The 22514-nt window shown below is 71.2% G+C and carries 15 protein-coding genes; 2 read left to right on the top strand and 13 right to left on the bottom strand.

All coding sequences use genetic code 11. The features are described 5' to 3' along the window. Positions 1-9: 9 nt before the first annotated feature. From AB0I38_RS01705 to AB0I38_RS01655, 11 genes are all read right to left on the bottom strand, one after another. Positions 10-1323 carry an FAD-binding protein gene (locus tag AB0I38_RS01705; RefSeq protein WP_358460189.1) on the bottom strand — a complete coding sequence of 438 codons (1314 nt, stop codon included), beginning with the start codon at positions 1321-1323 and terminating at the stop codon, positions 10-12. Further along, the gene (locus AB0I38_RS01700) at positions 1320-2912 is read right to left on the bottom strand and encodes an alpha-amylase family glycosyl hydrolase (RefSeq protein WP_358460186.1); all 1593 of its coding nucleotides are present in this window, start codon (positions 2910-2912) and stop codon (positions 1320-1322) included. The genes AB0I38_RS01705 and AB0I38_RS01700 overlap by 4 nt, the downstream gene beginning before the upstream one ends. Positions 2913-3031: 119 nt before the next feature. After that, on the bottom strand, positions 3032-4006 hold the full coding sequence (locus AB0I38_RS01695) for an aldo/keto reductase (protein ID WP_358460183.1): 975 nt from the start codon (positions 4004-4006) through the stop codon (positions 3032-3034). Then, positions 4006-5418: a glycosyltransferase gene (locus AB0I38_RS01690; RefSeq protein WP_358460181.1), complete on the bottom strand. Its 1413-nt coding sequence runs from the start codon at positions 5416-5418 to the stop codon at positions 4006-4008. The genes AB0I38_RS01695 and AB0I38_RS01690 overlap by 1 nt, the downstream gene beginning before the upstream one ends. After that, entirely contained in the window at positions 5411-8956 is a 3546-nt protein-coding gene (locus tag AB0I38_RS01685; protein ID WP_358460179.1) for a DUF4915 domain-containing protein, read from the bottom strand. The genes AB0I38_RS01690 and AB0I38_RS01685 overlap by 8 nt, the downstream gene beginning before the upstream one ends. Further along, positions 8953-11085, bottom strand: coding sequence for a class II aldolase/adducin family protein (locus AB0I38_RS01680; RefSeq protein ID WP_358460177.1), 2133 nt, complete (start codon positions 11083-11085; stop codon positions 8953-8955). The genes AB0I38_RS01685 and AB0I38_RS01680 overlap by 4 nt, the downstream gene beginning before the upstream one ends. Before the next feature lie 31 nt (positions 11086-11116). Next, positions 11117-11827 (bottom strand): HAD family hydrolase, encoded by a 711-nt coding sequence (locus tag AB0I38_RS01675; protein WP_358460174.1) that lies wholly within the window; start codon positions 11825-11827, stop codon positions 11117-11119. A gap of 1 nt (position 11828) precedes the next feature. Further along, the gene (locus AB0I38_RS01670) at positions 11829-12479 is read right to left on the bottom strand and encodes a transaldolase family protein (RefSeq protein WP_358460171.1); all 651 of its coding nucleotides are present in this window, start codon (positions 12477-12479) and stop codon (positions 11829-11831) included. A gap of 105 nt (positions 12480-12584) precedes the next feature. Then, positions 12585-13244, bottom strand: a complete 660-nt coding sequence (locus tag AB0I38_RS01665; protein WP_358460168.1) for a response regulator transcription factor — start codon at positions 13242-13244, stop codon at positions 12585-12587. 68 nt (positions 13245-13312) lie between these two features. Then, positions 13313-13975 carry a sensor histidine kinase gene (locus AB0I38_RS01660; RefSeq protein ID WP_358460165.1) on the bottom strand — a complete coding sequence of 221 codons (663 nt, stop codon included), beginning with the start codon at positions 13973-13975 and terminating at the stop codon, positions 13313-13315. Between the two features lie 62 nt (positions 13976-14037). Further along, positions 14038-14685: a TetR/AcrR family transcriptional regulator gene (locus AB0I38_RS01655; protein WP_358460162.1), complete on the bottom strand. Its 648-nt coding sequence runs from the start codon at positions 14683-14685 to the stop codon at positions 14038-14040. A gap of 267 nt (positions 14686-14952) precedes the next feature. Here AB0I38_RS01655 and AB0I38_RS01650 point away from each other — a divergent pair, with 267 nt between their 5' ends. After that, the gene (locus tag AB0I38_RS01650; protein WP_358460159.1) at positions 14953-16047 is read left to right on the top strand and encodes a helix-turn-helix domain-containing protein; all 1095 of its coding nucleotides are present in this window, start codon (positions 14953-14955) and stop codon (positions 16045-16047) included. A gap of 800 nt (positions 16048-16847) precedes the next feature. Here the strand turns inward: AB0I38_RS01650 and AB0I38_RS01645 are convergent. Next, positions 16848-20192, bottom strand: a complete 3345-nt coding sequence (locus AB0I38_RS01645) for a type I polyketide synthase (RefSeq protein WP_358460156.1) — start codon at positions 20190-20192, stop codon at positions 16848-16850. 227 nt (positions 20193-20419) lie between these two features. Then, a complete protein-coding gene (locus AB0I38_RS01640) occupies positions 20420-21268 on the bottom strand; it encodes a CAP domain-containing protein (RefSeq protein ID WP_358460153.1) in 849 nt (282 codons plus the stop codon). Positions 21269-21751: 483 nt separating this feature from the next. Between AB0I38_RS01640 and AB0I38_RS01635 the strand changes: the two genes are divergently transcribed. Further along, positions 21752-22507 (top strand): hypothetical protein, encoded by a 756-nt coding sequence (locus AB0I38_RS01635; protein WP_358460150.1) that lies wholly within the window; start codon positions 21752-21754, stop codon positions 22505-22507. Positions 22508-22514: the final 7 nt, after the last annotated feature.

The raw sequence follows: 22514 nt of genomic DNA, 5'->3' as shown, positions 1-22514 counted from the left end.
GGGAGTCTCCTAACTCAGGTAGCGGTCCAGGAAGGAGTTGCCGAACTTGCCGGCCGGGTCCCAGACGCGTACCAGGTCGTGGAAGTCGGACGCCCGCTCGTAGCGCGAGCGGAGGAGCGACGGGGGAGTGGTGAAGATCTTGGCCCAGTGCGGCCTGGCCCGGAACGGCGCGAGCCGCTCCTCGACCAGCGCGACCACCGGAAGGACGGCCTCGGTGTCGGCGATCCAGGTGAAGTGGATGCTCACCGAGTCCTCCTGGTAGAAGGGGCTCATCCACAGGTCGTCGGCGGCGACCGTGCGGACCTCGCAGATCTGCGACACCGGGCTGATCGACGTCCGGATCGCGTCGAGGGCGCGCAGCGCGGGCACCGCGTCGCGCCGGGCGACCATGTACTCGGAGTGCAGCTCGTCGCCGGCGCTGCTCGGCTCGAAGTCGGGCCGGAAGTGCGGCAGCCGCTCGTGCCAGCGGCCGGTGACGCCGAGCTGCTCGGTGCAGCTCGCCGCCGAGAACCCCCGCACCGGGTGCAGCCGCCGCGTCGCGGGCGTGGCGGTGAACCACGGCTCCTTCACCACGGGCGACTCGGGCTCGTCGGCGCGTTCGATGATCCAGACCTGCGTCAACGCCGGTGAGCGCCAGTCGGTGAAGAGGCACACGCTGTAGGCCGCGGTGACGAGCTCCTCGAAATGGTCGTCGAGCACGTCGAGTGGCAGCCCTTCGTAGACCCGCTGCCGCATGTCGAACGACGGCACCAGGTCCAGGGTCAGGCTCACCACGATGCCGAGGGCGCCGAGGCCCACGACCATGCCGGGGAAGTGGCCCGCGTCGCGGCCCACCGTCACCAGGTCGCCGTCGGCCGTGACCAGTTCCAGGCGGGACACCGCGGTGGACAGGCAGCCGTTGCCCACGCCGGACCCGTGCGTCGCGGTCGCGCAGGCGCCGGCGACCGAGATGTGCGGTAACGAGCCGAGGTTCGGCAGCGCGAACCCCTTCTCGTCGAGGTGGCGGGCCAGCTCCGCGTAGCGCACGCCCGCGGCCACCCGTACCGTGCCGGCGGCCGAGTCCACGTCCATGGTCGGCGGCAGGCCCGCCAGGGACACCAGGTCGCCGGGGCCGTCGGCCAGCTCGTTGAACGAGTGCCTGGTGCCCAGGGCGCGGATCCGGTCACCGCGCGCGGTCAGCGCCTGCAACCCCGCCACGGACCTCGGCCGATGCAGCCGCGCGCACGTGTAGGCCACGTTCCCCGCCCAGTTCGTACCGGCTAGGTCGGCCCGGTCGGTGTCGTTCCGGATCGGGGTTCTCGTGCGAACGGGTTCGGCCGTCATGACCCCTCCTCGATCCGTACGATCACGCCCTCGTCCGGAGCGAGAAGCAACGGCCGCAGGTTCACCGTCTGGCCGGAGCGGGCGCCGGTCGACAGCTCCACCTGCCCTTCCAGCGGCAGATCAGGCACGGCGACCGAGGTGCTGTGCGGCGCGAAGTTCAGCGCGACGAGCAGTCGTTCGCCGGGCGCGGAGCGCAGATAGGCGAAGACGTGCCCGGGAGTCTCCAGCGAGCGGTAGTCGCCCGACCGGAGCGCCGCCGACGCGCGGCGGAACGCGATCAGCCGCCGGTAGAGGTTCAGCAGCGAGTCCGGGTCGTCCTGCTGCCTGGCCACGTTGACCTCGGCCTGGCCGTCGGCGAACGGCAGCCAGGGCAGCTCGGCGCCGGTGAAGCCGCACCCGGTGGCGTCCCACTGCATGGGCACGCGGGCGCCGTCCCTGCCGTCGACGTCCAGCACCAGGTCGAGCGGCGGCTGGGCGTCGGCCATGCCGATCTCCTCGCCGTAGTAGACGCAGGGGACGCCGCGCAGGGTCAGCAGCATCATCGCGGCCACCCGGAGCCGGCCGCCCCCGCCGAAGCGGGTGACCGTACGGGAGATGTCGTGGGTGGCCAGCGCGTAGGTGGGGAGCGCTCCTGGCCGCGCCAGCCCGGCCAGTCTGTCCACCACCTCGCGGAACGCGGAGCCCTGCCACGGCTGCTCCCAGAACGCGATGTGGAAGGCCGTGTGCAGGCCGTCGCCGCCGAAGTACGCCGCCAGCCGCCGGTCGTCACTGATGGGCACCTCGCCCAGCGCGATCCGGCCGCCGTAGGAGTCGAGCGTGCTCCGCAGCTCCCGCAGCACGTCCTGCGTCTCGGGAAGGTCGAGGTTGCGCTGCCGCGCCCCCGGATGCGTCACATGCCGCCGGGCGTGGGCCACCTCGGCCGGGTTGTCGCGTAACGCGGCGTCCTTCAGCAGGCGGTGCGCAACGTCCACCCGGAAGCCGTCGACCCCGCGGTCCAGCCAGAACCGCCACACCTTGTGCATCGCGGCGCGCACCTCCGGGTTGCGCCAGTTGAGGTCGGGCTGTCCCGGCGTGAAGCTGTGCAGGTAGAACTGGCCCGTGGCCTCGTCCAACGTCCAGGCCGGCCCGCACTTCTCGAACGCGCTGAGCCAGTTGTTCGGCGGCCCGCCGCCCGGTCCGGGATCGGCCCAGATGTACCAGTCGCGCTTCGGGTCGGTCCGGCTGGACCGGGACTCGGCGAACCACGGGTGCTCCGCCGAGGTGTGGTTCATGATCAGATCGACCAGCACCCGGATCCCGCGCTCGTGTGCCCGGCGGAGCAGCTGGTCGAAGTCCGCGAGCGTCCCGTAGACGGGGTCCACGTTCTCGAAGTCGCTGACGTCGTACCCGAAGTCGGCCAGCGGCGAGGGATAGAACGGGGACAGCCAGATGGCGTCCACGCCGAGCGATTCGAGATGGTCGAGCCTGCTGATGACGCCGGGCAGGTCGCCGATCCCGTCGCCACCGGAGTCGGCGAAGCTGCGCGGATAGATCTGATAGACGACGGCTTCGCGCCACCAGCCCTCGTGAGTCGCGTCGGGCTGGGTCATATCGGGCTGAGTCGTGTTGGGCTGGGCCATGTCGTGCCGGGTCGAATCAGAGCGGGTCGGGTCAGAGCGGGTCGGGTCAGAGCGGGTCGGGTCGGGCTGGGGCATGTCGGGCCCTTTCGCTAGGCGTTCACCCCGGACATGTCCGGGTAGCGGTCGCCGGCGGCGGACCCCGACGGCACGAGCTCGTCGAGCGCCGCCAGGTCCGCCGGGGTCAGCTCCAGCGCGGCGGCGGCCACGTTCTCGGCCAGCCGCGCCCGAGTCTTGGTGCCGGGGATGGGCACGATGTCGGTCCCCTGCGCCAGCACCCAGGCCAGCGCGAGCTGCGTGACGCTCACCCCGTGCCTGTCGGCGAGCCTGGCGACCCGCTCGACCAGGGCGGTGTTGTGCGGCAGGTTCCCGCGCTGGAACCGGGGCAGCGTGCGGCGGAAGTCGTCGTCCGCCAGGTCGCCGGTGCCGGAGATCCGCCCGGTCAGCAGCCCCCGGCCCAGCGGGGCGTACGCGATGAACCCGATGCCGAGCGAGCGCAGCACCCCCAGCAGCTCCTGCTCGGGCTCCCGGCTGACCAGCGAGTACTCGGTCTGCACCGCGGCGACGGGGTGTACGGCGTGGGCCCGCCGCACGGTCTCGGGGGCGGCCTCCGAGATGGCCAGGTGGCGGACCTTGCCCTCCCGTACGAGGTCGGCGAGCGCCGTCCAGGTCTCCTCGATCGGCAGCGAGGTGTCCACCCGGTGCTGGCAGTAGACGTCGATGACGTCCACGCCGAGCCGCCGCAGCGACCCCTCGCAGGACCGCCGCACGTACGCGGGGCTGCCGTCGACGCCGACGACCCGCCCGTCCGGCCCTTTCACGTTGCCGAACTTGGTGGCGATCACCACCTCGTCGCGGCGGTCCCTGACGGCCCGCCCGATCAGCTCCTCGTTGGTGTACGGGCCGTACATGTCGGCGGTGTCCAGCAGGTTCACCCCGAGGTCGAGGGCGTGATGGATGGTCCGGACGGACTCCGCGTCGTCCCAGGCGCCGTAGAACTGCGACATCCCCATGCAGCCGAGGCCGAGGTCGGAGACCAGTGGCCCGTCGCGGCCGAGCCGGCGCATCAGGCGGCCCTCGCCGTGGCGACGTTCTCGATCACCTGGGCCCAGTCCAGCAGTTGCCGGTCCGGCAGGTACCGCTCGTGCACCCACGCGCGGGCGCGGTCGCCCAGCCGCCGGGCGAGCGCGCGATCGGTGAACAGCCGCCGGATGTCGGAGGCGGCCGTGCCGATGTCCCACGGGTCGGCCAGCAGCAGGCCGGTCTCGCCGTGCACCACCTGGTCCCGCAGCCCGCCGACGGCGCTGGCCAGCAGCGGGCGTGATTTCCACATGGCCTCGGTGGCGGTCAGCCCGAACCCCTCGGCCAGGCTCTTCTGCACCACGACCGTGGCGTGCTGCTGCAGGGCGTTGACGACCACGGCGTTCTCGCGCAGGTCGTCCATCGGCAGGCAGAGCAACTGGGAGCGGCGGCGGTGCTCGGGCGGCAGCGCCTTCCAGGCCCGGACGCACTCCTCGTACAGCTCCTTGGCCTCGGGGTCGTCGACGACCCCGCCGAGGTCGGCGCCGGCCAGGCTCAGGTAGCCGTCGACGCCCGAGGCGACGAAGGCGTCGAGCACCCCGCCCATGTCCTTGAGCCGGTCCCAGCGCGACACCTGGACCACCATCGGCAGGTCCGGAGGCGGCGGCGGCCCGTCGCGGAGCACCAGCGCGGGCCGCCGCACCTCGACGTCCGGCCCGATCGGCACCGGCACGGTGACCGGGAGCTCCCGCCCGCCGTCCAGGATGCCGACCGCGCCGAGGATCGAGACGGCGTCCTCGGCGCTGAGCGCCATGTTCTTCGGCCCGCACGGGTCGATCGACGGCGCGATGATCTGCGGCCTCGGCGCCCACTCGGGGACGTGGCCGGGGGTGGAGAACACGGTCGCGTCCGCCGCCTGGACGAACCGGCTCACGAACGCCCCGCCGTCGCGGGTGTGCTCGTTCTGCTGGTCACTGCCGATGTGGCAGCGCCACACCACGGTCGCGCCGCGCGCGCGGGCCTTCTCGATGAGGCCGGCGGGCTGGGCGTCGTGCACGATCACCACGTCGCCCGGACCGACCAGCTCGGCGAGCCGGGCCGCGTTGGCGTCGGTCGCCCGCTGGTAGTGCCGCAGTTCGGCCGGGCCCAGCGGCCCGCCGTCGCCCCCGATCCCGTAGAGCCGTGACACCAGCCGCTTGGCGATGGCGTAGAACTCGGGGTCGCCGTCGACCACCAGCCACCGCACGTCCAGGCCGGTCGCGCGGGCCAGCGGACCGAGCACGTGCAGCAGCTCGGCCACCCCGCCGCCCGCGGCGGTCGAGTTGATGTTCCAGATCGTGCGGCCGTCCAGCAGCCGCCCGACGCGTCCGGCGTCGTCGCGCAGCCGCGCGACCCGCTCGTCACCGAGCACCTGCCGGTACGGCGCCAGGGAGATCTGGCGGAACGGAACCTCACGCATCTCGGCCTCCTACCTTGACGGGCCCCTGGTCGACGGACTCTGGGGAGACGGGCTCCTGGTCGACGGGCTGCTGCCTGACCGGCTCCTGCTTCTTGCCTGCCTGCTCGAAACCCTGGTTGATCCAGACCCCGGTCCAGAACTCCGGGTCGGACGGCAGGACCAGCTCGATCATGGTGGGACCGGGATGGTCGACCATGGCGTCCAGCGCCCGGGCGAACGTTTCCAGCCGCATCGCGGCATGCTCCTGGTCCAGCCAGCCGCGCAGGTCCACGCGCAGGCTGCGGACGCCGAGCGCGGTGGCGATCTCGACGTAACGCATCCCCTCGGCGTTGTCCAGGTAGCGGTCGTGACCGCTGTCCAGCCAGCCCGAGGGAGTCGACTGCTTGCGCAGCGACACGGCGCCGCCGTTGTTGCACACCAGGAACGTGACCGGTGCCGCCTCCTGCACGGCGCTGACCAGGCCCTGCATGCTGTTGGTGAACCCCTGGTCGCCCAGGCAGCAGATCACCTTGGCCGTGGGCTCGCCCAGGGCCAGACCGGTGGCCAGCGTGATGCCGCTGCCGACGAAGCCACCGTGACCACCGGCCACGCGCAGGTCGGGCGGGAACTCGTCGTACTCCTCGGCGAGCAGCCCGCCGAACATCTGGCTGTCGTCCACGAGCACCACCTGCCGCGGCAGCCGGGCGGCCACCTGGCCGATGGTCCGGGCGATCCCGGTCCGCAGGGCCGCGGCCTCCTCCGGAGGCTTCAGGTCCGGGGCGGTCGGCACCGGCTCGCCGGTCGCGATGCCGGCGTACCAGGGGTCCGAACCGTCGCGACCGGGCGCGGCGGCGGTGAGATCGCGCAGCGACGCCACCACGTCCGCGTGCACGAGCGCGTCGTCCGGCCCCAGGTAGCCGTTCTTCTCGACCGCCGTGGGCTTGGACGTGAGCGCGATCTTGCGGCACCCGGGCAGCTCCCCGACGACGCGGGGATACATGTTGCGGTCCTCGACGGTGATCAGCAGGTCGGCGTTCTCCAGCACCTCGCGGTGCGCGGGGTCGGCCGGGTCGTACCAGCCGAGGAAGCCCGGGACCTGGCTTTCGCTGATCCGCTCGAACAGCATCGGGCCGCGACGGTACTTCACCTGGAGCACCGGTGCGCCGGTCCGCTCGCAGAACGCCGCGAGCGCGGGCACCGCGCCGTCATGAAGGAGCGCGTAGTCGTCGGCGAAGACCACCGGCCTGCGGGCCTCGGCGAGTAACGCCGTGGCCACGCGGAGCGCCTCGTCGTCGCGGGCGGCGTCGCCGTTCAAGCCGTCGTTCAAGCCGTCGTTCAAAGCGCCCTTCAAGCCGCTGCCCGAGCCGCCGCTCCTGGGCAGCGCGTCGAGCGGCACCCAGGCGGCCTCCGCCACGTCCTGCGGGACGGCCACGAGCGCCGGTCCGTACGGTGCGCGCTTCGCGTCGTCGATCGCCGCACCGACCGCCTCGACCAGCGCGTCCACCGCCGACCGGCGCTCGCCTGGCTCCTTGGGAACGGCGCGCAGCTCACGCCAGGACTTGGCGAAGGCGCCCGAGACCGGGACGAGGTCCGGCTCACCGTGCGGCGGCAGGAACGGCTGGGAGCCGGTGGACGGCAGCCCGACCACGGCGACCGTGCCGATCTCGTTGCGGCGCAGGTCGGCCAGCGCGCCGAGCGCGTTGGTCAGGCCACGGGCGCCGTGCAGGACGGCCGCGCCGTTGCCCGGCCGCAACCGGCTCGCGCCTCCGGCCTGGAAGAGGGACTCCCGGTCGCCGCGCCCGTTGACGAGCAGGCCCAGCCGGGCCATCGCGTCGCACATGACAAGCTCGGAGGTGCCGGCGTAGGCGAACGCCACGTTCACACCGGAACGGCGCAGCGTGAGGCTGACCGCCTCCGCACCGGTCAGCAGCACGTCGCGGGCGTCGGGGATGGCGTCGTCGACGACGTGTTCGAGCGAGGCGGCCGACGCCTTCAGCGCCGAGGCCAGCGCCCTGACGAACGCGGGCCGCCCGGCGTCCTCGATCAGCCCGACGGCCAGGCCGTTGACGCCGCCGGTCGCACGGGTCAACAGGGCCCGGACCATGTCGTGGACCGTGCCGCCGGCCGTGCGCGCGGCCCGTACCTCTGCCGGGTAGAGCCCGAAGTCGCCGAGCGCCCCGTAGGCGGCGTTCTCGGCCACCACGCTGATGCCGATGTCGGCGGCGCACTGCTCGTCCATTTCGTCGAACGGCACGCCGCCGTCCTGCACGAGGGTGATCCGCAGCCGGTAGTCGCCCAGTTCGGCAGGCGTGCGCGCCCGGATGGGCACCCGGGCGATCGCCTCCGGCGGCAGCGACCGGGGCAGCGGCACCGTGATCGGCTGCGTCGAGACCACCTGGCCGTCCGCGTCGTACCAGCGGTGCAGCACCCGGACCGGGAACGGCGGGGCAGGAGTCAGCACACCGGCTCCCGTGTTGCGGATCCGGCAGTCGACCGTGATCAGGCTGTCGGCCTCGACCTGCTCGTCCATCGGTTCAGCCACGGTGATGCTCGCCCGGCAGTCCTCGACGGCCAGCGGGTCGCCGACCGCCCAGAGTCGTTTCGGCTGCCTGCCCAGCCGGTCGAAGAGCTGCCGCTGGCCCTGCTCGTGCACCCGGGTGTGGTTGGCGTCGAAGCCCTGCCGGGCTCCCTCGGCGAGCGGCGACGCGGCGAGCGCGAGCGCGTACACCTCGCGCGCGGGCAGGTCCACCAGCCCGATCACGCTCCAGTCGGCGCGGTCCACCACGGCCACCGCCGCCGTCTCCACCGAGTCGGTGATGTACCGGTGCGGGCTGACCCCGACGAACAGGTGGTCGTCCGTCACCACCAGGCCACGCGGCCAGCCCGGCAGGCTCAGCCGCCTGGTCTCCTTGCGGGTGGCGTCGGAGATCTCCACGAGGTCGCCCTCGGCCGAGTCGCAGACCAGCCACACGCCGTCGCCGTACCAGGGGTTGTGCGGGGCGCGCAGCCCCTTGAGCACCGGCTCGCCGGTGTCGAGGTGCACGACCTGGCCGGTGGTGGGCTTACCGCTCTCGTCCCAGCCGCGACGGCGCAGGAACGGGCCGAACCCGCACACCACGACCCGGTCACCGGCCAGGGCCAGGCTGTTCAGATGCCAGCTGTCGACCTCGCCGGGCGCCCGCCAGCGCCACGCGATCTCCCCGTCGGGCCCGACGCACTGCACCTCGTTCTGGGTGGTCGCCACCACCAGCACCTGGCCGTCCACGACCAGGATGTCGTGCGGCGTGGAGACGTCGTCCAGCCGGTGGTATCGGCGCACGCCGGTCTCGTCGTACGCGACCAGCTCGGCCGGGCTGCCCTCGGCACTCCACAGGCAACGGAACAGCAGGCCGTCCGTCGCGAACAGACCGGTGCTCGACACCCGGTCGATCTCCTCGACCGAGCCGTTGATCGCGAACAGTCCGCCGCCGATCGTGTGGTGCGCGTCGAAGCACGACGCCAGCAGGTGCTGATCCGGCGGCACCAGGCCGTCCAGCGTGGTCAGCTTCTCGATCGTCATCTGGATCCCCTTGCGTTGTCGTGGATCGTGTCGTCGTGAACGTCCTGAGCGGACTCGTGAACCGTGTCGTGTGCGGACTCCTGAGCGGTCTCGTGAGCGGACTCGTGAACCGTGTCGTGAGTGGTCGCATGAACCGTGTCGTGTGCGGACTCGTAAGGGATGTCGTGGGCGGTCGTCTGAACCGTGTGGTGTGCGGTGCCGGGAGCCTGCCTCGGGCTGAGCACCGTGCCGTCCCAGGTGTCGCTCACCGGCCCGAAGACCGGTCCGGCGAGGAAGAGGGCGGCCTCGGCCACGGCCACCGGATCGGCGGTCGCGACGGCGTTGACCGTCAGGCCGAACCGCCCCTCCGCGTCCGCCTCCAGGCGGCCGATCTCCAGCTCCAGCTCGCCGGCGCTCCGCCCGTCGCGGGACAGCAGGACCGAGCCGCGGCGGCGCTGGCGGTCGAAGACGGCGAGCGCGGCGGGCGCCAGGCCGCCCGAGCGGGTCAGGTCGATGAAGACGTCGAATCCGCCGTAGGCCAGCACCGCGTCCCGTGCGGCCGCCTCCGGGTCGGAGGCGAGCGACGGCAGCGCGACGGCCCGCCGCTCGCCGTGCCGCGCGCAGATCTCGGCGGCCGAGGCCGCCATCCCTGCCTGTTGCCGGGGCGACTCGGTGGCCAGGGCCACGTGCGCGCCGGACGCCGCCAGCCGGTCGGCGACGGTGGCCGCGCAGGCGTCGTCGGAGGCGGCGACCAGGAAGACCTTCCCGGCCAGCGGCCCTTCCGGCGGTCGGAGCTGGGGCTTCAGCCGCATCAGCGGCCAGTATTCGTCGGCGGCGCCCTGCGCCTCGGTCAGCGACACGTAGCCGCCGGCCGCGTCGGCCGCCCGGATGACGGTCATCGTCTGGGCGAGATGGTCGGCGCACAGTCGCGCCTTCGCCGCGTCCGGCCCGGCCGTCACCGCGCCGAGGCCGGGCAGCACGATCGCCCGCGGCGCGTCACCACGCCGGCCCAGGCCACGCGCGGTGAGCGGCACATGCCGCTCGTAGTAGTCGTTGTACCAGCGCCGGTGCCGCTCGATGCCGTCCAGCACCGCGCCGGTGTCGGCCGAGGTGCGGTTCGGGTCCGTGCCGGTGTCGGCCGAGGTGTGGTTCGGGTCCGTGCCGGTGTCGGTCGGCGTGTGGTTCGGGTCTGCGACGGTGCCGGCCGGAGTGACGTCCAGGACGAGTGGGCGGTAGCCGACCGTGACCAGGTGGTCGGGGCAGCTCGGCCCGTCCTGGGTGCACCGCGGACCACGCGCCGAGGAGGCGAACCGCACCGCCTCGTCGCTCCGGTCCAGGTGCAGGACGACACCGGGGGTCCCGGCCGACAGCGCGCCGCGCATCGCCGGGAGCAACTCGCCGAGCAGGTCCGTCGCGACCTCGGGAGCCGGCGGGTTCACCGACTGGCCGCCCAGGTCCGGCGGACGCCGCACCGCCTTCCGCACCGCCCGCGTGGCCCGTTCGACGGCTTCCAGCGAGTTGCGGTAGCACTCCTCGCTGGAGTCCGCCCAGGTGAAGAGCCCGTGGTTGGCCAGCAGCACGAACCGGCAGCCCGGTTTGGCGGCGATCCGGTCGGCCAGCTCGCGGGCCACGCCCACGTCGAACTGCCGGTAGTCGAACCAGATCGCCTCGTCGCCGAACTCCGCGTCCGCCGCCTGCCGCCCGCCGGGGAACGACGTGAGCGCGATGACCGCGTCAGGATGGCAGTGGTCGACATGGGGGTACGGGATGAACGCGTGGGTCAGGGTCTCGATGCCCGGGCGTCGCTGCTCCCCGCGCAGGCCGCAGTCGACCAGATAGTCGATCATCCCGTTCTCGCTCAGCGGGCCCGAGGCGCGGAGTTCGAGCAGGTCGTCCAGGCGCAGCGCGGGAAAGTCGGCCGGGGTGGTCGCGGCGCCGTCACAGCCCCACGCGCTCATCCAGAGCACCCGGGTGATGCGGTGGCGGTGGTCGGAGACGATGCCCTTGGCCGAGAAGTTGCCGCCGCCCTCCTTGGTCAGCGCCGGGTCGGCCCCGACGAGGTGAGAGCGGTGCAGCACTGCGTCCCTGCCGGTTAACAGGGCGGCCTCCGGCTCCCAGCGGTCCACCGGTGGCACGAACAGCTCGTCCATGAGTTTGACCCCTTCCGGATCAGCCGGTCGGTCAGTTGGCGCGCAGATAGCGGCTCTCGTGGGCGGACGCGAAGGGGAAGCCCGTCTGGTCGCCGACCCGCAGCAGGTGCTCGTACGGGTCGAAGGAGATCCGCTCGAAGTCCCGTACGACGGTCGAGGCGCCCGCCTCGACCACCTGGGCGGCCCGGTGCGGCGCGGCGAGTGCCACGCAGGCGGCGCCGGCGGTGACGGCGGAGGTCACGCCGCTGATCGCGTCCTCGAACACCAGGCAGTCGTCGATCGCGGCCGACAGGCGCTCGGCGGCCAGCAGGTAGCAGGCCGGATGCGGCTTGCCCAGCGCCACGTCGTCGGCGCAGATCAGCACGTCGAAGGTCTCGGCCAGGTCCAGCTGGCCGAGCACCTCCGCCGCCTTCCAGTCCTGGGCGCCGGTGACCAGGGCGACCGGAACGCGCGCGTCGCTCAGCTCGGCCAGCAGCCTCAGCACGCCGGGGATGGCGGTGTAGCGCAGGCTCTCCTGGTTCTCGCGCAGCCGCCGGTAGACCTCGCCGTATTGATCGGGCGAGATGCGGGGGAACAGCTCGCGGAGCGTGTGGTCCGCGCGATGCCCGTAGACATGCCGTTCCAGGTCGTCGGGGGCGATCGAGAAGCCCTCGGACCGGGCCAGCCGCTGCCAGAACTCGGTCACCGAGTGCTCGGTGTCGACGATGACCCCGTCCATGTCGAACAGCACTGCCTCGTACATGTCAGCCCCTCTCGATCGGCTGCTCCACGCGGTACTCCTCGGCGAACGCCCGCTCGGCCTCCAGCGCGGCCGGGTGCTCCAGCACCTGCTCCAGGACGGCCAGCGGCGCGGTCACCGCGTCGGCTCCGTCGAGGTACGCCTGGGTGAACTGGCCGGCGTTCTTCACCGAGGCCGCGACGATCCGGGTGCCGCCCTTCCTGACCCGCGCCAGCGCCGAGACCAGGTGACTGTCGGTCCCGTGGTCGCGCAGGGCGCGGTCGACGTAGGGGATGACCGCGACGCAGCCGGCCGCCTCGGCGGCGATCATCGCGTTGGGCGTCTGGGCGGCGGTCAGCGCGACGGGGATGCCCCGGTCGATCAGGCTTTTGGCCATCGTGAGGCCGGCGGTGGTCGCCGGGATCTTGAGGATGACCCGGTCCGGGGCCAGCGACCAGGCCATCTCGGCCTCTTCCACCAGGCCGCCGTACGCGCCGCACGGCTGGTAGTAGAACTCCCTGAGCTCCGTGTCGGAGAGCAGTTGCTTCGCGTGCTCCAGCGGGTCCTTGGTCACCGCGCGCATGAGCGTGGGATTGGTGGTGATTCCGTGCACGAAGGCGAGACGTACGGCTGCGTGGACGTCGTCTCGATCCGCTGAGTCCAGATAAATCGTCATATCCGAAGCCCTTGGGTCGCCTGTCGTTGGACATTTCTCAACGTAGGCGTCCCGTTGTCCCGGATTCATGGGAGCCAGGTCCCGGCCCGGTCCCGTGTACGCGGTCTAGGCGAGATCGAGCCCCAGGCCGGCGTTCCTGGCGCGTAACGCCGCCGTCGTGCGGTCGGTGACGTCCAGCTTCATGAAGATGCGCGTGATGTGGTTGCGAATGGTCTTCTCGGCCAGCACCAGCTGGCGGGAGATGCCATGGTTGTCGTAACCACGCGCGAGCAGGTCGAGGATCTCCGTCTCGCGGTCGGTGAGATCGGGGAACGCCACGCGCCCCGGCACCTGCCCGATCGCGGAGAAGTACGTGGTGAACCGGGAGGCGATGTGCGGGCTGAAGACCGCGCCGCCCTTGGCCACCAGGTGAATGCCGTGCAGCAGGTCGTCGCGGGAGGTCGCCTTGTCGAGGAACCCCTTCGCGCCCGCGCGCAGCGCCCCGAGCACCACCTCGTCGTCGTCGGCCGCGGATATCACGAGCACGTGCGGAGCGTTCGCACCGCCGGTGATGAGCCGGGTGGCCTCGATCCCCGAGCAGCCGGAGAGCCTGACGTCCATGAGCACGACGTCCGGTCCGGGCCGGAGTGTCGGCAGGATGCGGACCGCCGCCTCGCCGGTGTCGGCCTCTCCGACGACCCGCGCCGTCTCAGCCGAGTCCACCGCCACGCGCAGTCCGTCGCGGAACGTCGGGTGATCGTCCACTAGAAAGACCCCGATGGTCACCAGGGCACCACCCTTCTCGTGTGGGGGTCGCTACGGTGTCCGCCGCAAAGGCTCGGCGGGAGCCGGGGTCAGGCGGCCTGCCCCGGGAGTACGGCTCGCACCACGGTGCCGGACCGCCCGTCGCCCCGGGGCAGCACGTCGCAGCGGCCTCCGACCTCCTGGGCGCGTCTGGTCATCGACGACAGGCCGATGCCCCGGGCATGGCGAACGGCCTGCGGGCCGACGCCGTCGTCGGTCACCTCCAGCACGATGTGCGCGTCGTCGAGGGCGAGCCGCAGCGTCACCTGACCCGCGTCCGCGTGCCGTACGACGTTGGACAGGCTCTCGGAGGCGATGCGGTAGGTGGCGACCTCCACCTCGGCGGACAGCCGCGGCGAGACCTCGGGCACGTCGAGCACGATCGTCATGCGGGCGCCCTCGTCGAGGCGGGCGGCCAGCCGGCGCAGCGCGCCCGGCAGCCCCCAGTGCAGATCGGTGGGGCTCAGCCCGTCGATGATCCGCCGCAGCTCCTGTGCCGTGCGGGCCGTCTCCTCGGCCGCCTGGGTGATCAGGCGGTGGGCCTCCGGCGCGTGGGCGACCATGGTCGCCGCGGTGTCGAGACGCAACCGAATGCCTGCGAGCGCCGGGCCGACCGTGTCGTGCAGGTCGCAGGACAGCCGGCGGCGCTCGTCCTGCCGGATATCGGCGGCAGGCTCGCCCGCCGTCTGGTTGATCGTCTTGCTGAGGCTCATGGCTGTGGTCCCGGTCTCAGACAATTCGTAGACTTGAGTCTAAAAGCAGATTAAAGTACGCGTCAAGGCGCGGAAGCCGCCTCCGGCTGGGTCAGGATCCCATCGAAGATCAGTCGTAGCGTGCCCGTCATCGCGTCCGTCAGCGAGAACGGCGGCTCGGCGGCGGCGCCGACCCAGCGGTAGAGGGTGCCCAGATACATGTCCCTGATCAGCTGGCCCGCCATCACCGGATCGACGTCCGGGCGCACCTCGCCGCGCGCCTTGCCGTCGGTGACGATCTGGGCGAAGACGTAGGCGCTGTAGGGCTCCTCCAGGACGGGCGCGCCGGTGCGCACCCAGGCCAGCAGCAACTCGCGCGTGAGGGCCCGCTCCTGCGTCGTTACGTCGCTGAGCGCGCGCATGCAGCGTGTCAGCTGGTTGACCACGCCGACCTCGCGGGTGCTCTCCTGGATGAGCAGCGCGCCCAGGCGGCGACGGCGCTCGTCGCCCCACGCCAGCAGGAACTCGTCCTTGCGCCGGAAGTGGTTGAACACGGTCGCGCGGGCGACGTCGGCCCGCGCGGCGATGTCGTCGAAGGAGGTCGCCGTGAACCCCTTCTCGGCGAACAGAGACACCGCGGCCTCGTAGACCCGGGCCCGCATGGCGTCGCGGTTTCGCTCCCGCCGTCCGGCGGGGTGCTTGGCATCCATCAGGGCGAGCTCACCAGCCATACCGGAATCAAATAGTAGACTGGAGTCTAGCATCGACAGGCCATCACGAAGTGCCCACGGCTGCGCGTCTTCAGGACGTGAGGTCGTGATTGACGGTCGTGACTACTAAGGCGCCGTGATCCTCGCTCGGCAAGCTCAATGGGCAGTATGGCAACCAGGTGACCTGGGCATACAGCGCGTACAGTACAAAATCTCTTTGGGTAACGATTGCTCGGTCTCGGTTCCGGAAACCTCCCACAGTCCCATTAGGTGTGCGATTATCGCACTATGAAAGAGCCGCAGGAATGGGCTGATATAGGCGAGCGGGTGCGCGAGTGCCGTCTGGCCGCCGATCTGTCGCAGGATCAACTTGGGGCCGCCCTGGAGCTCGACCGAACGATGATCGCCAAGATCGAACGGGGCGTGCGCCGCGTCGATGCGCTTGAGCTGGCGAAGCTTTCTGCGGTTCTGGACGTGCCTTTGAGTTACTTCCTGAATCCGTCGCCGCAGGTGGTGTCTCGGCGTGCGGAGCTGACCGACGACACGGTCAGCGATGCGGCGCGGCAGTCGTATCGTTTGGAAGTCGCCCTGTCCACCTGGCTGTCCGATGTCAGACAACTCATCGAGATGGGAGAGTTCGCTCCACCTGGAATCGATAGGTATCCAGAATCAATTCAGGACGGGGCCGGTGCTCGCCGTGCAGCCCTTTGGGTCAGGAGCCGGCTTGGCCTCGGGTTCGAGCCCATCGATTCCCTGATGAGAGTGTGCGAACGCCTCGGGCAGCTTGTCGCGGTGGTGGAGGCGCCAGGTGAAGGCGCATCTTTGATCGACGATGATCTTGCGGTTGCAGTCGTCAGCAAACATCATGATCCCGGTCGCCGCCGTTCTACCGCGGCGCATGAACTGGGCCATCTGATCGTCGGCGACGAGTATTCCACTGATATAGGCATTCACGTTTCTCGTGATGGCAGAGAAGCAATCATCGATGCCTTCGCCGCTGAGCTGCTTCTCCCGGCTGAGGCGTTGTGCAGCGCATGCCCGGACGGCCAGATAAGGCGAGAGGCGTTGGTAGTCCTCGCAGCGCGCTTCAGGACCTCTTGGTCGTTGACGGTACGGCAAGCCGTCGCAGCCGAAGTCATCGACAAGACCGCTGCAAAGGAGATGCGCCGGAGGAATCCAACGCGCGCAGAGCTGATGGAAGCGGTCGGATGGGCTCCGCAACCAGATCTGGAAGCGGTTCGAGTGCCACCGAGCTATGCGCACGCGGTGATGGAATCCTATAAAAGGTCGCTCGTGACGGTGTCACGCGCTGTTGAGCTCATGCGAGGTCAGATCGTGGCAACTGACCTGCCACTGCGTGACGACACGGACCTAGAGCTTTGACCAGCACCGACCCGCCCCCCATATTGGTTTTCGACGCGATGTGTCTCAATCACTTCGCGCGTGCCGAACGTCTGGATGTGTTGCGTGATCTCCTGGCCGGCGCTACCTGCCTGACTACTCACGTCGTCCGTGAAGAGATACGTGCGGGAGTTCAGGAGCACCCACTTCCTAGATGCAGATTGGATGGATGTGGCAAGGCTCGACTCTCTGGATGAGATCAAGTGCTTTGCAAGGTGGATCCAGCGAATCGGATCCGCGGAGCGTGATCTTGGAGAGGCCAGCGTATTCTCTGCGGCTGAACTAACACAGGGCATCGCTATCACTGATGACCGCGAGGCTGTAGGTGTTGGCAGGGCGTACGGCTTGGAAGTACACGGAACCTTGTGGGTCCTGGCCCGAGCGTGCTCTGACGGGAAGCTCACTGAGGTTTCCGCCGGCAATATTGTGGATGCCCTTCTGGCGACCGGAATGCGTTTGCCGTGTTCCGGCTCGACTTTTGGCTCCTTCGTTCGCCGCAGTAGCTGACTGGCTTCCGGTTCTCAGTCGATCGCCATGAATCTCCTCGGTCGCCTTTCTCGGAACGTGTTCTGACATCGAGGGCTGGCGGGCCACTGCCAGGATCAAGGCCGGCTCCGCGCGCTGTGCCGAGGCCACGAGCCCACGAGTGGTGACTTCGGGCCGGTGCGGGTTTCGCCGTGAGCCCCAAGCGCGGAGATCGAGTTCCGGTGCCACTGCCGGAGGGTGAGTGGGATGTTCGGTTCGGCACCAGCGACGCAGTCAGGGGCTACTCGAAACAAGCGTCACCATGAGCCCTGTCCACTGGAGCTCCTGACCTCTTCGAGCAACTCGCCGACCGGCTGTTCGCCCAGCAGCGTTCGCGGCGACACCTCGACCCCCGGATCGGCCCGCAGGCTCCGGGACAGCCGCGAGGCCATCAGCGAGTCGAGGCCCAGCGAGCGCAGCGGCCTGCGCAGGTTCAGCCGGGCGGCCGGCATCGACAGCTCCTGAGCGATCCGCTCCACCACCCGCCGCACAACCCCGTCACCCGTACGGGGATGTCCATCCGAACGGGCACCCGGAACCGGACCCGGCTCGGGGCCCAAAACCGGACCCGGCTGGGGGTCCCGAACCGGACCCGGCTCGGGGTCCCGAACCGGACCCGGCTCGGGGTCCCGAACCGGACCTGGCTCAGGGCCCCAAGCCGGACCTGGCTGGGGGCCTGGAACCGGAGCCGGGCTCGGCTCAGGTTCCGAACCCGGTTCCGATCCTGGCCCCTGCCCCTGCTCCATGGCGGGAGCCGGAGCCGGAGCCGGATGTGGGTGGGCCGAAGGGGCGGCTGGGATCGGCGCGCCATCGCGAGAGGACGAGAACGGCGGGGGCGAGGTGGGGGTGAACCAGTGGCTTTCGCGTTGCCACGGATAGGACGGCAGGCGCACGGGCCGGCCCTCCGGGTAGAGGCGGCTCCAGTCCACCGGCCCGCCCGCGACGTGGATCGCGGCCAGCGACTCCCGCAGGGCGGTCCACGCGGGCCGGTCCCGGCGCAGCGAGGCCACGGCCGAGCCGGGGAGCCCGTGGTGGCGCAGGCAGTCCCCGATCGATCCGGCCAGGATGGGATGCGGGCTGACCTCCACGAACACCGTCGGCGCCGCCGCGGCCACCCGGCTCACGGCGGAGGCGAACCGTACGGGCCCGCGCAGGTTGCCGACCCAGTAGCCGGCGTCGAGTTCCGCGCCGTCGGCGAAGCGGTCGAGCACGGTCGACCAGATCGGGACGTCCGGCGCGGCCGGCCGGAGGTCGCGCAGTTCCCGCAGCAGGTCCTGCCTGAGGCCGTCCACCTGCGGACTGTGCGAGGCGAAGGCCACCTGGACCGTACGGTGGAAGACCCCGCGCTGGTCGAGGTCACGCGTGATCTCGCCGAGCGCCTCCGGATCGCCGGACAGGATCGTGGACGCGGGGCCGTTGAAGGCGGCCACCGCGACACGGTCCTCGTGGCCGGTGAGCGCCGCCCGAGCCGCCTCGCCGGAGATCCCCGCCGACACCATCGCGCCGCGCCCGCTGATCCGCTGGGCCAGTCCGCTGCGCCGGCAGATGATCGCGGCGGCGTCGGGCAGCCCGAGGCCGCCGGCGACACAGGCCGCCGCCACCTCGCCCATGCTGTGCCCGATGACCAGGTCGGGTTCGACGCCGAGGGAGCGCCACAGCGCGGCCAGCGCCACCGACACGGCCCACAGGGTGGGCTGGATCTCCTCGGCGCGGTCCGACAGAGGCGCCCCGGCCTCCAGCCTGGCGAGGACCGACCAGCCCGCCTCCGCCTCGACCGCCTCCGAGCATCGCCGTAGCGCCTCACGGAACACCTCGGAGGACGACAGCAGGTCGCGGGCCATCCCCGTCCACTGCGAACCCTGCCCTGGGAAGACGAACGCGATCCGGGGCGCATCGCCCGGCACGTCGTCGCCTGCGATCACGTCGTCGGCCGCGCCCGCGTGTCCGTACTCGCGTAACGCCGAGGCCAGGGCGTCGTGCGTCGCACCTACGGCGACCAGCCGGCTCTCGTGGTGGCCGCGCCGCCGTGCCGCCGTGTAACAGATGTCGCGCAGGCTCGGCCGGCGTCCCGCGCCACCGGGCGCCAGGTAGCCGGCGGCTTTGCCGGCCGCCTCCCTCAACGCCTCCGGCGAGCGGGCCGACAGAGTGAGCAGGTGCGCTCCGCCCACCGGCGGACGGCCCCGCGCACCGACTTCCGCTCGGACCCGCGCACCGGCCTCCGCTTGGCTCCGCGTACCGGCCTCCGCGTGGCTCCGCGTACCGGCCTCCGATCGGCCCTGGGCACTGGGCTCCGCTCTGTTCTGGACGTGCTCTCCGAGTACGACGTGCGCGTTCGTCCCCGAGATGCCGAACGAGCTCACCCCGGCGATCACCGGCCCCGGATCGGTCAGCCGCCATGGCTCGGTCGGAAGTTCCAGAGCTGAGTCGTCACCCGCGATCGCGGGGTTCGGTTCGAGGACGTGCAGCGTGGGCGGGACGGCCCGGTGGTCGACGCAGAGCGCCGCCTTGATCAGCCCCGCGATCCCAGCGGCGGCCTCGGCGTGCCCGATGTTGGACTTCACCGAGCCCACCAGGCAGGGCTTCCCGGCCGGTCGCCCCTCGCCGAGGATGTTGCCGAGGGCGGTCAGCTCCACCAGGTCGCCCACCCTGGTCCCGGTCCCGTGCGCCTCGACGTAGTCGACGTCGGCGGCGTCCACTCCGGCGGCCTCCAGCGCCGCCCGCAGCAGGTGCTCCTGCCCGGCCACGCTCGGCGTCATGAGTTGCCCGTTGCTCCGCCCGTCGTTGTTGACCGCGCTCCCGTGGATGACCGCGTACACCCGGTCCCCGTCGGCGACGGCGTCGGACAACGGCTTGAGGACGACGACGCCGACCCCGTCCGACCGGACGAACCCGTCGGCGGCGGCGTCGCCGAACTTGCACCGGCCGTCCGGCGCCAGCATGCCGGCGTCCGCGAAGGCCGCCCCCTCCTGAGGGAGCAGGACCAGGTTGACGCCGCCGACCAGGGCCGTCGTCGACTCGCCCAGCCGCATGCTCTGACAGGCCAGGTGGACGGCGGCGAGTGACGCGGAGCAGGCGGTGTCGACGGACACACTCGGCCCGCGCAGGTCGAGGTGGAACGAGACGCGTCCGGGCAGCGACGCCCGGAACTCGCTGCCGACCAGGCTGTAGATGTCGGGATCGGCCTGCCGGCAGAGCAGTTCCCAGTAGTTGGAGGTCACCTGCCCCACGAACACGCCGGTTCTGCTGCCCGCGAGCCGGTCCGGGCACAGCCCGGCGTCCTCGATCGCCTCCCAGGCGGTCTCCAGGAAGAGGCGGAGCTGAGGGTCCGCCTGCTGCGCCTCCCTCGGCGCCATGTCGAAGAAGCCCGCGTCGAAGCGGTCGATCGCGTCGAGCCGGCCGCCCTGCCCTGCCCCGGCGCCGGGTGCGCGTGGCGCGTCGCCGACGACGTCCACCCTGTCCATCAGCAGCCGCCAGAACTGGTCGGGCCCGTGCGCTCCCGGGTATCTGCACGCGATTCCGATGATCGCGATCTCCGCGGGCTTCCCGGGCTCGTGGTTGAGCCGGTCCATAACTGACCCCGTCCACGTCGTTTCGGTGTCCATGTCGTGCAGCTCGCCCCAGTGCCCCGAGAGCAGTGCCCAGCGCGGTGCGCGGTATGCGTCATGGACGGAAGTCGTGGCGAGATTCCCTTGCGACCTGCGGGGCCCCGCAATGGCGACGCGGCCCCGGAAGGGCTGCGCGGCCCCGGAACGGCGACGCCCCGCGACGGGCGACCGTCGCGGGGCGTCTCAGTCACCCGCCGTCGGCTGGTGACTCTCGTACGCGGCTGCTACTTGGCGGCGAAGTTCTGGGTCCAGTAGATCTGGCCCTTGGAGTTCTTGGCCGCCCCGACACCGATGAGGGTGTACTTGCAGTTCATGATGTTGGCCTTGTGACCGGAGCTGTTCATCCAGCCGGTCACCACGGCCGCCGGGGTGGACTGACCCATCGCGATGTTCTCCGCCCAGCCGGAGCCACCGGTGAAGCCGGCGCCCCGGATGCGGTCCATGAAGGTGCGGCCGTCCTTGGACGTGTGGCTGAAGTAGTTCTGGGTCGCCATGTCCGACGAGTGGCCGAAGGCGGCCTGGCGGAGCTGGGCGTCGTGCTTGAGCGGCTGGCAGCCGCCCTTCGCGCGCTCCACGTTGGTCAGCCGTACGACCTCGTTCTCCTCGGCCGTGCCGACGGTGCCGGCGGGCGGCGTCGCGGTGGCGGACGGCTTGGGGGAGGACGTGGCGGTGGTGGAGGGCTTGGGGGTGGCCGGCGAGGTGGGGGAGGCCGTCGGGGTCGGCGTGCCCGGGGTGCTCGGGGTGCAGGTCAGCCGGGTGGCCCGGGACTTGCCGGTGTTGCCGCGGTAGTCGGTGGCTACGGCGTAGTAGACGCCGGGGGTGCACGGCAGAGTGATGGTGACGTTTCCGCCTGTGCTTCTCTTGGCCCCGCTCTTGACGACCGGGTCGGCGCCGGCCTGGGCGCGCTTGACGCGGATGCGGACCAGTGCGGTGTCGTCACAGCCGCGACGGGACGCGGACGCCCGGATCTTGCCGTCGGCGGTGAGGGCCGGCTTGGCCACCTTCACCCGGCAGGCGGCGGCCTGCGCTTCCGTCGCGGCGTTGGCGCTGGCGACGGGCATTCCGAGGGCCATCAGGCTTACGACGCTCGCGAGTACCCCAAGGGTCTACGCATATGGGGGTTCCTCCAGTCGGGTCGGACGCTGGATAGGCTCCGCATTCTGTCGGGGTAGGTCGCGTCTTGTCACGAAATCTCGGACATTTTTTGAGATTTAGGTAAACCAATGGGGCTCCAGAGGCGTCAGGTTCGGCCCCTCGACCGGCCCCTCGACCGGCCCCTCGACCGGGTCTTCGACCGGGGGTGGGGTCGGGTCTCCGACCAGGGTGGGGTCGGGTCTTCGACCGGCCTGCGGCCGGGGTAGCGGCCGGAAGTGGGCCGGGTCTCGGGGTGTCGCTGCGCGTTCCAGCGGGTTGCAACCCGTTGGCCGCCTTTCAGCCCGCTATCGGCGGCTTTCGTCAGTGCCGGTCAAGGCACTCGCAGGCGGCGGGGCGCATAACTGGAGCGAGACCCGGGGGCACCGCCGGACCGGGAAGACAGCACGAACAGGAGACCCCCCATGAAGCGCACCTTGCTCGGCCTGGCCGTCTTCGCGATCGCCGGCCTCGCCACCGCGGTCCCCGCCACCTCCGCCTCCGCCACCACCGCCACGAACGCCACCGCGGCCAACGCCACGACCACCGTCGCCGACCCCGGCCCTGAGACCTGCCGCCAGGGTTACGTCTGGCGGGTCGCCCGGTCCTCCGACCTCGCCTGCGTCCTGCCGAAGACCCGCGAGCAGGTCGCCGCCGACAACGCCGCCAAGGCCGGTCGCTGGACCAACGGCGCCTACGGCCCGCACACCTGCGTCGTCCCCTACGTCTGGCGCGGGGCCTACAACGGCGACGACGTGTGCGTCACCGGCCAGCAGCGCGACCTGGCCGCCGCCGACAACCGGGCGAGCTCGGGCCGCAAGGTCCTGGCCAAGCTGTGGATCACCAAGTACACGGTTCCGCCCAGGGACAACGGCGACGGCACCGCCACCAGCACGTCCGTGGACGACATCGCCCGGCTCAAGCTGAACGGCAGCCACTACAACTTCGGCAAGGTCCAGCTCGTCATCCGGTGGAAGCACAACGACGCCGTCTACTGGAACGGCAGCGTGACCGCCAAGTCCAACGGCGGCTACCCGGGCGGCAGCTTCGGCTACAAGACCGGCAAGTTCGACTGCTCCGCCAAGAACAAGCCGGCCAACGCGTACGCCTACGCCTACGACACGATGTCGGGCCGCTACTCCGCCCGTGTCCCCGTCCGCATCGGCTGCGCCGTCCTCTGACCGCGCG

Origin of the sequence: Nonomuraea cavernae, assembly GCF_040655715.1 — a bacterium.
GTDB classification, from domain to species: domain Bacteria; phylum Actinomycetota; class Actinomycetes; order Streptosporangiales; family Streptosporangiaceae; genus Nonomuraea; species Nonomuraea cavernae_A.
This window is presented reverse-complemented; position numbering and strand designations above follow the sequence as displayed.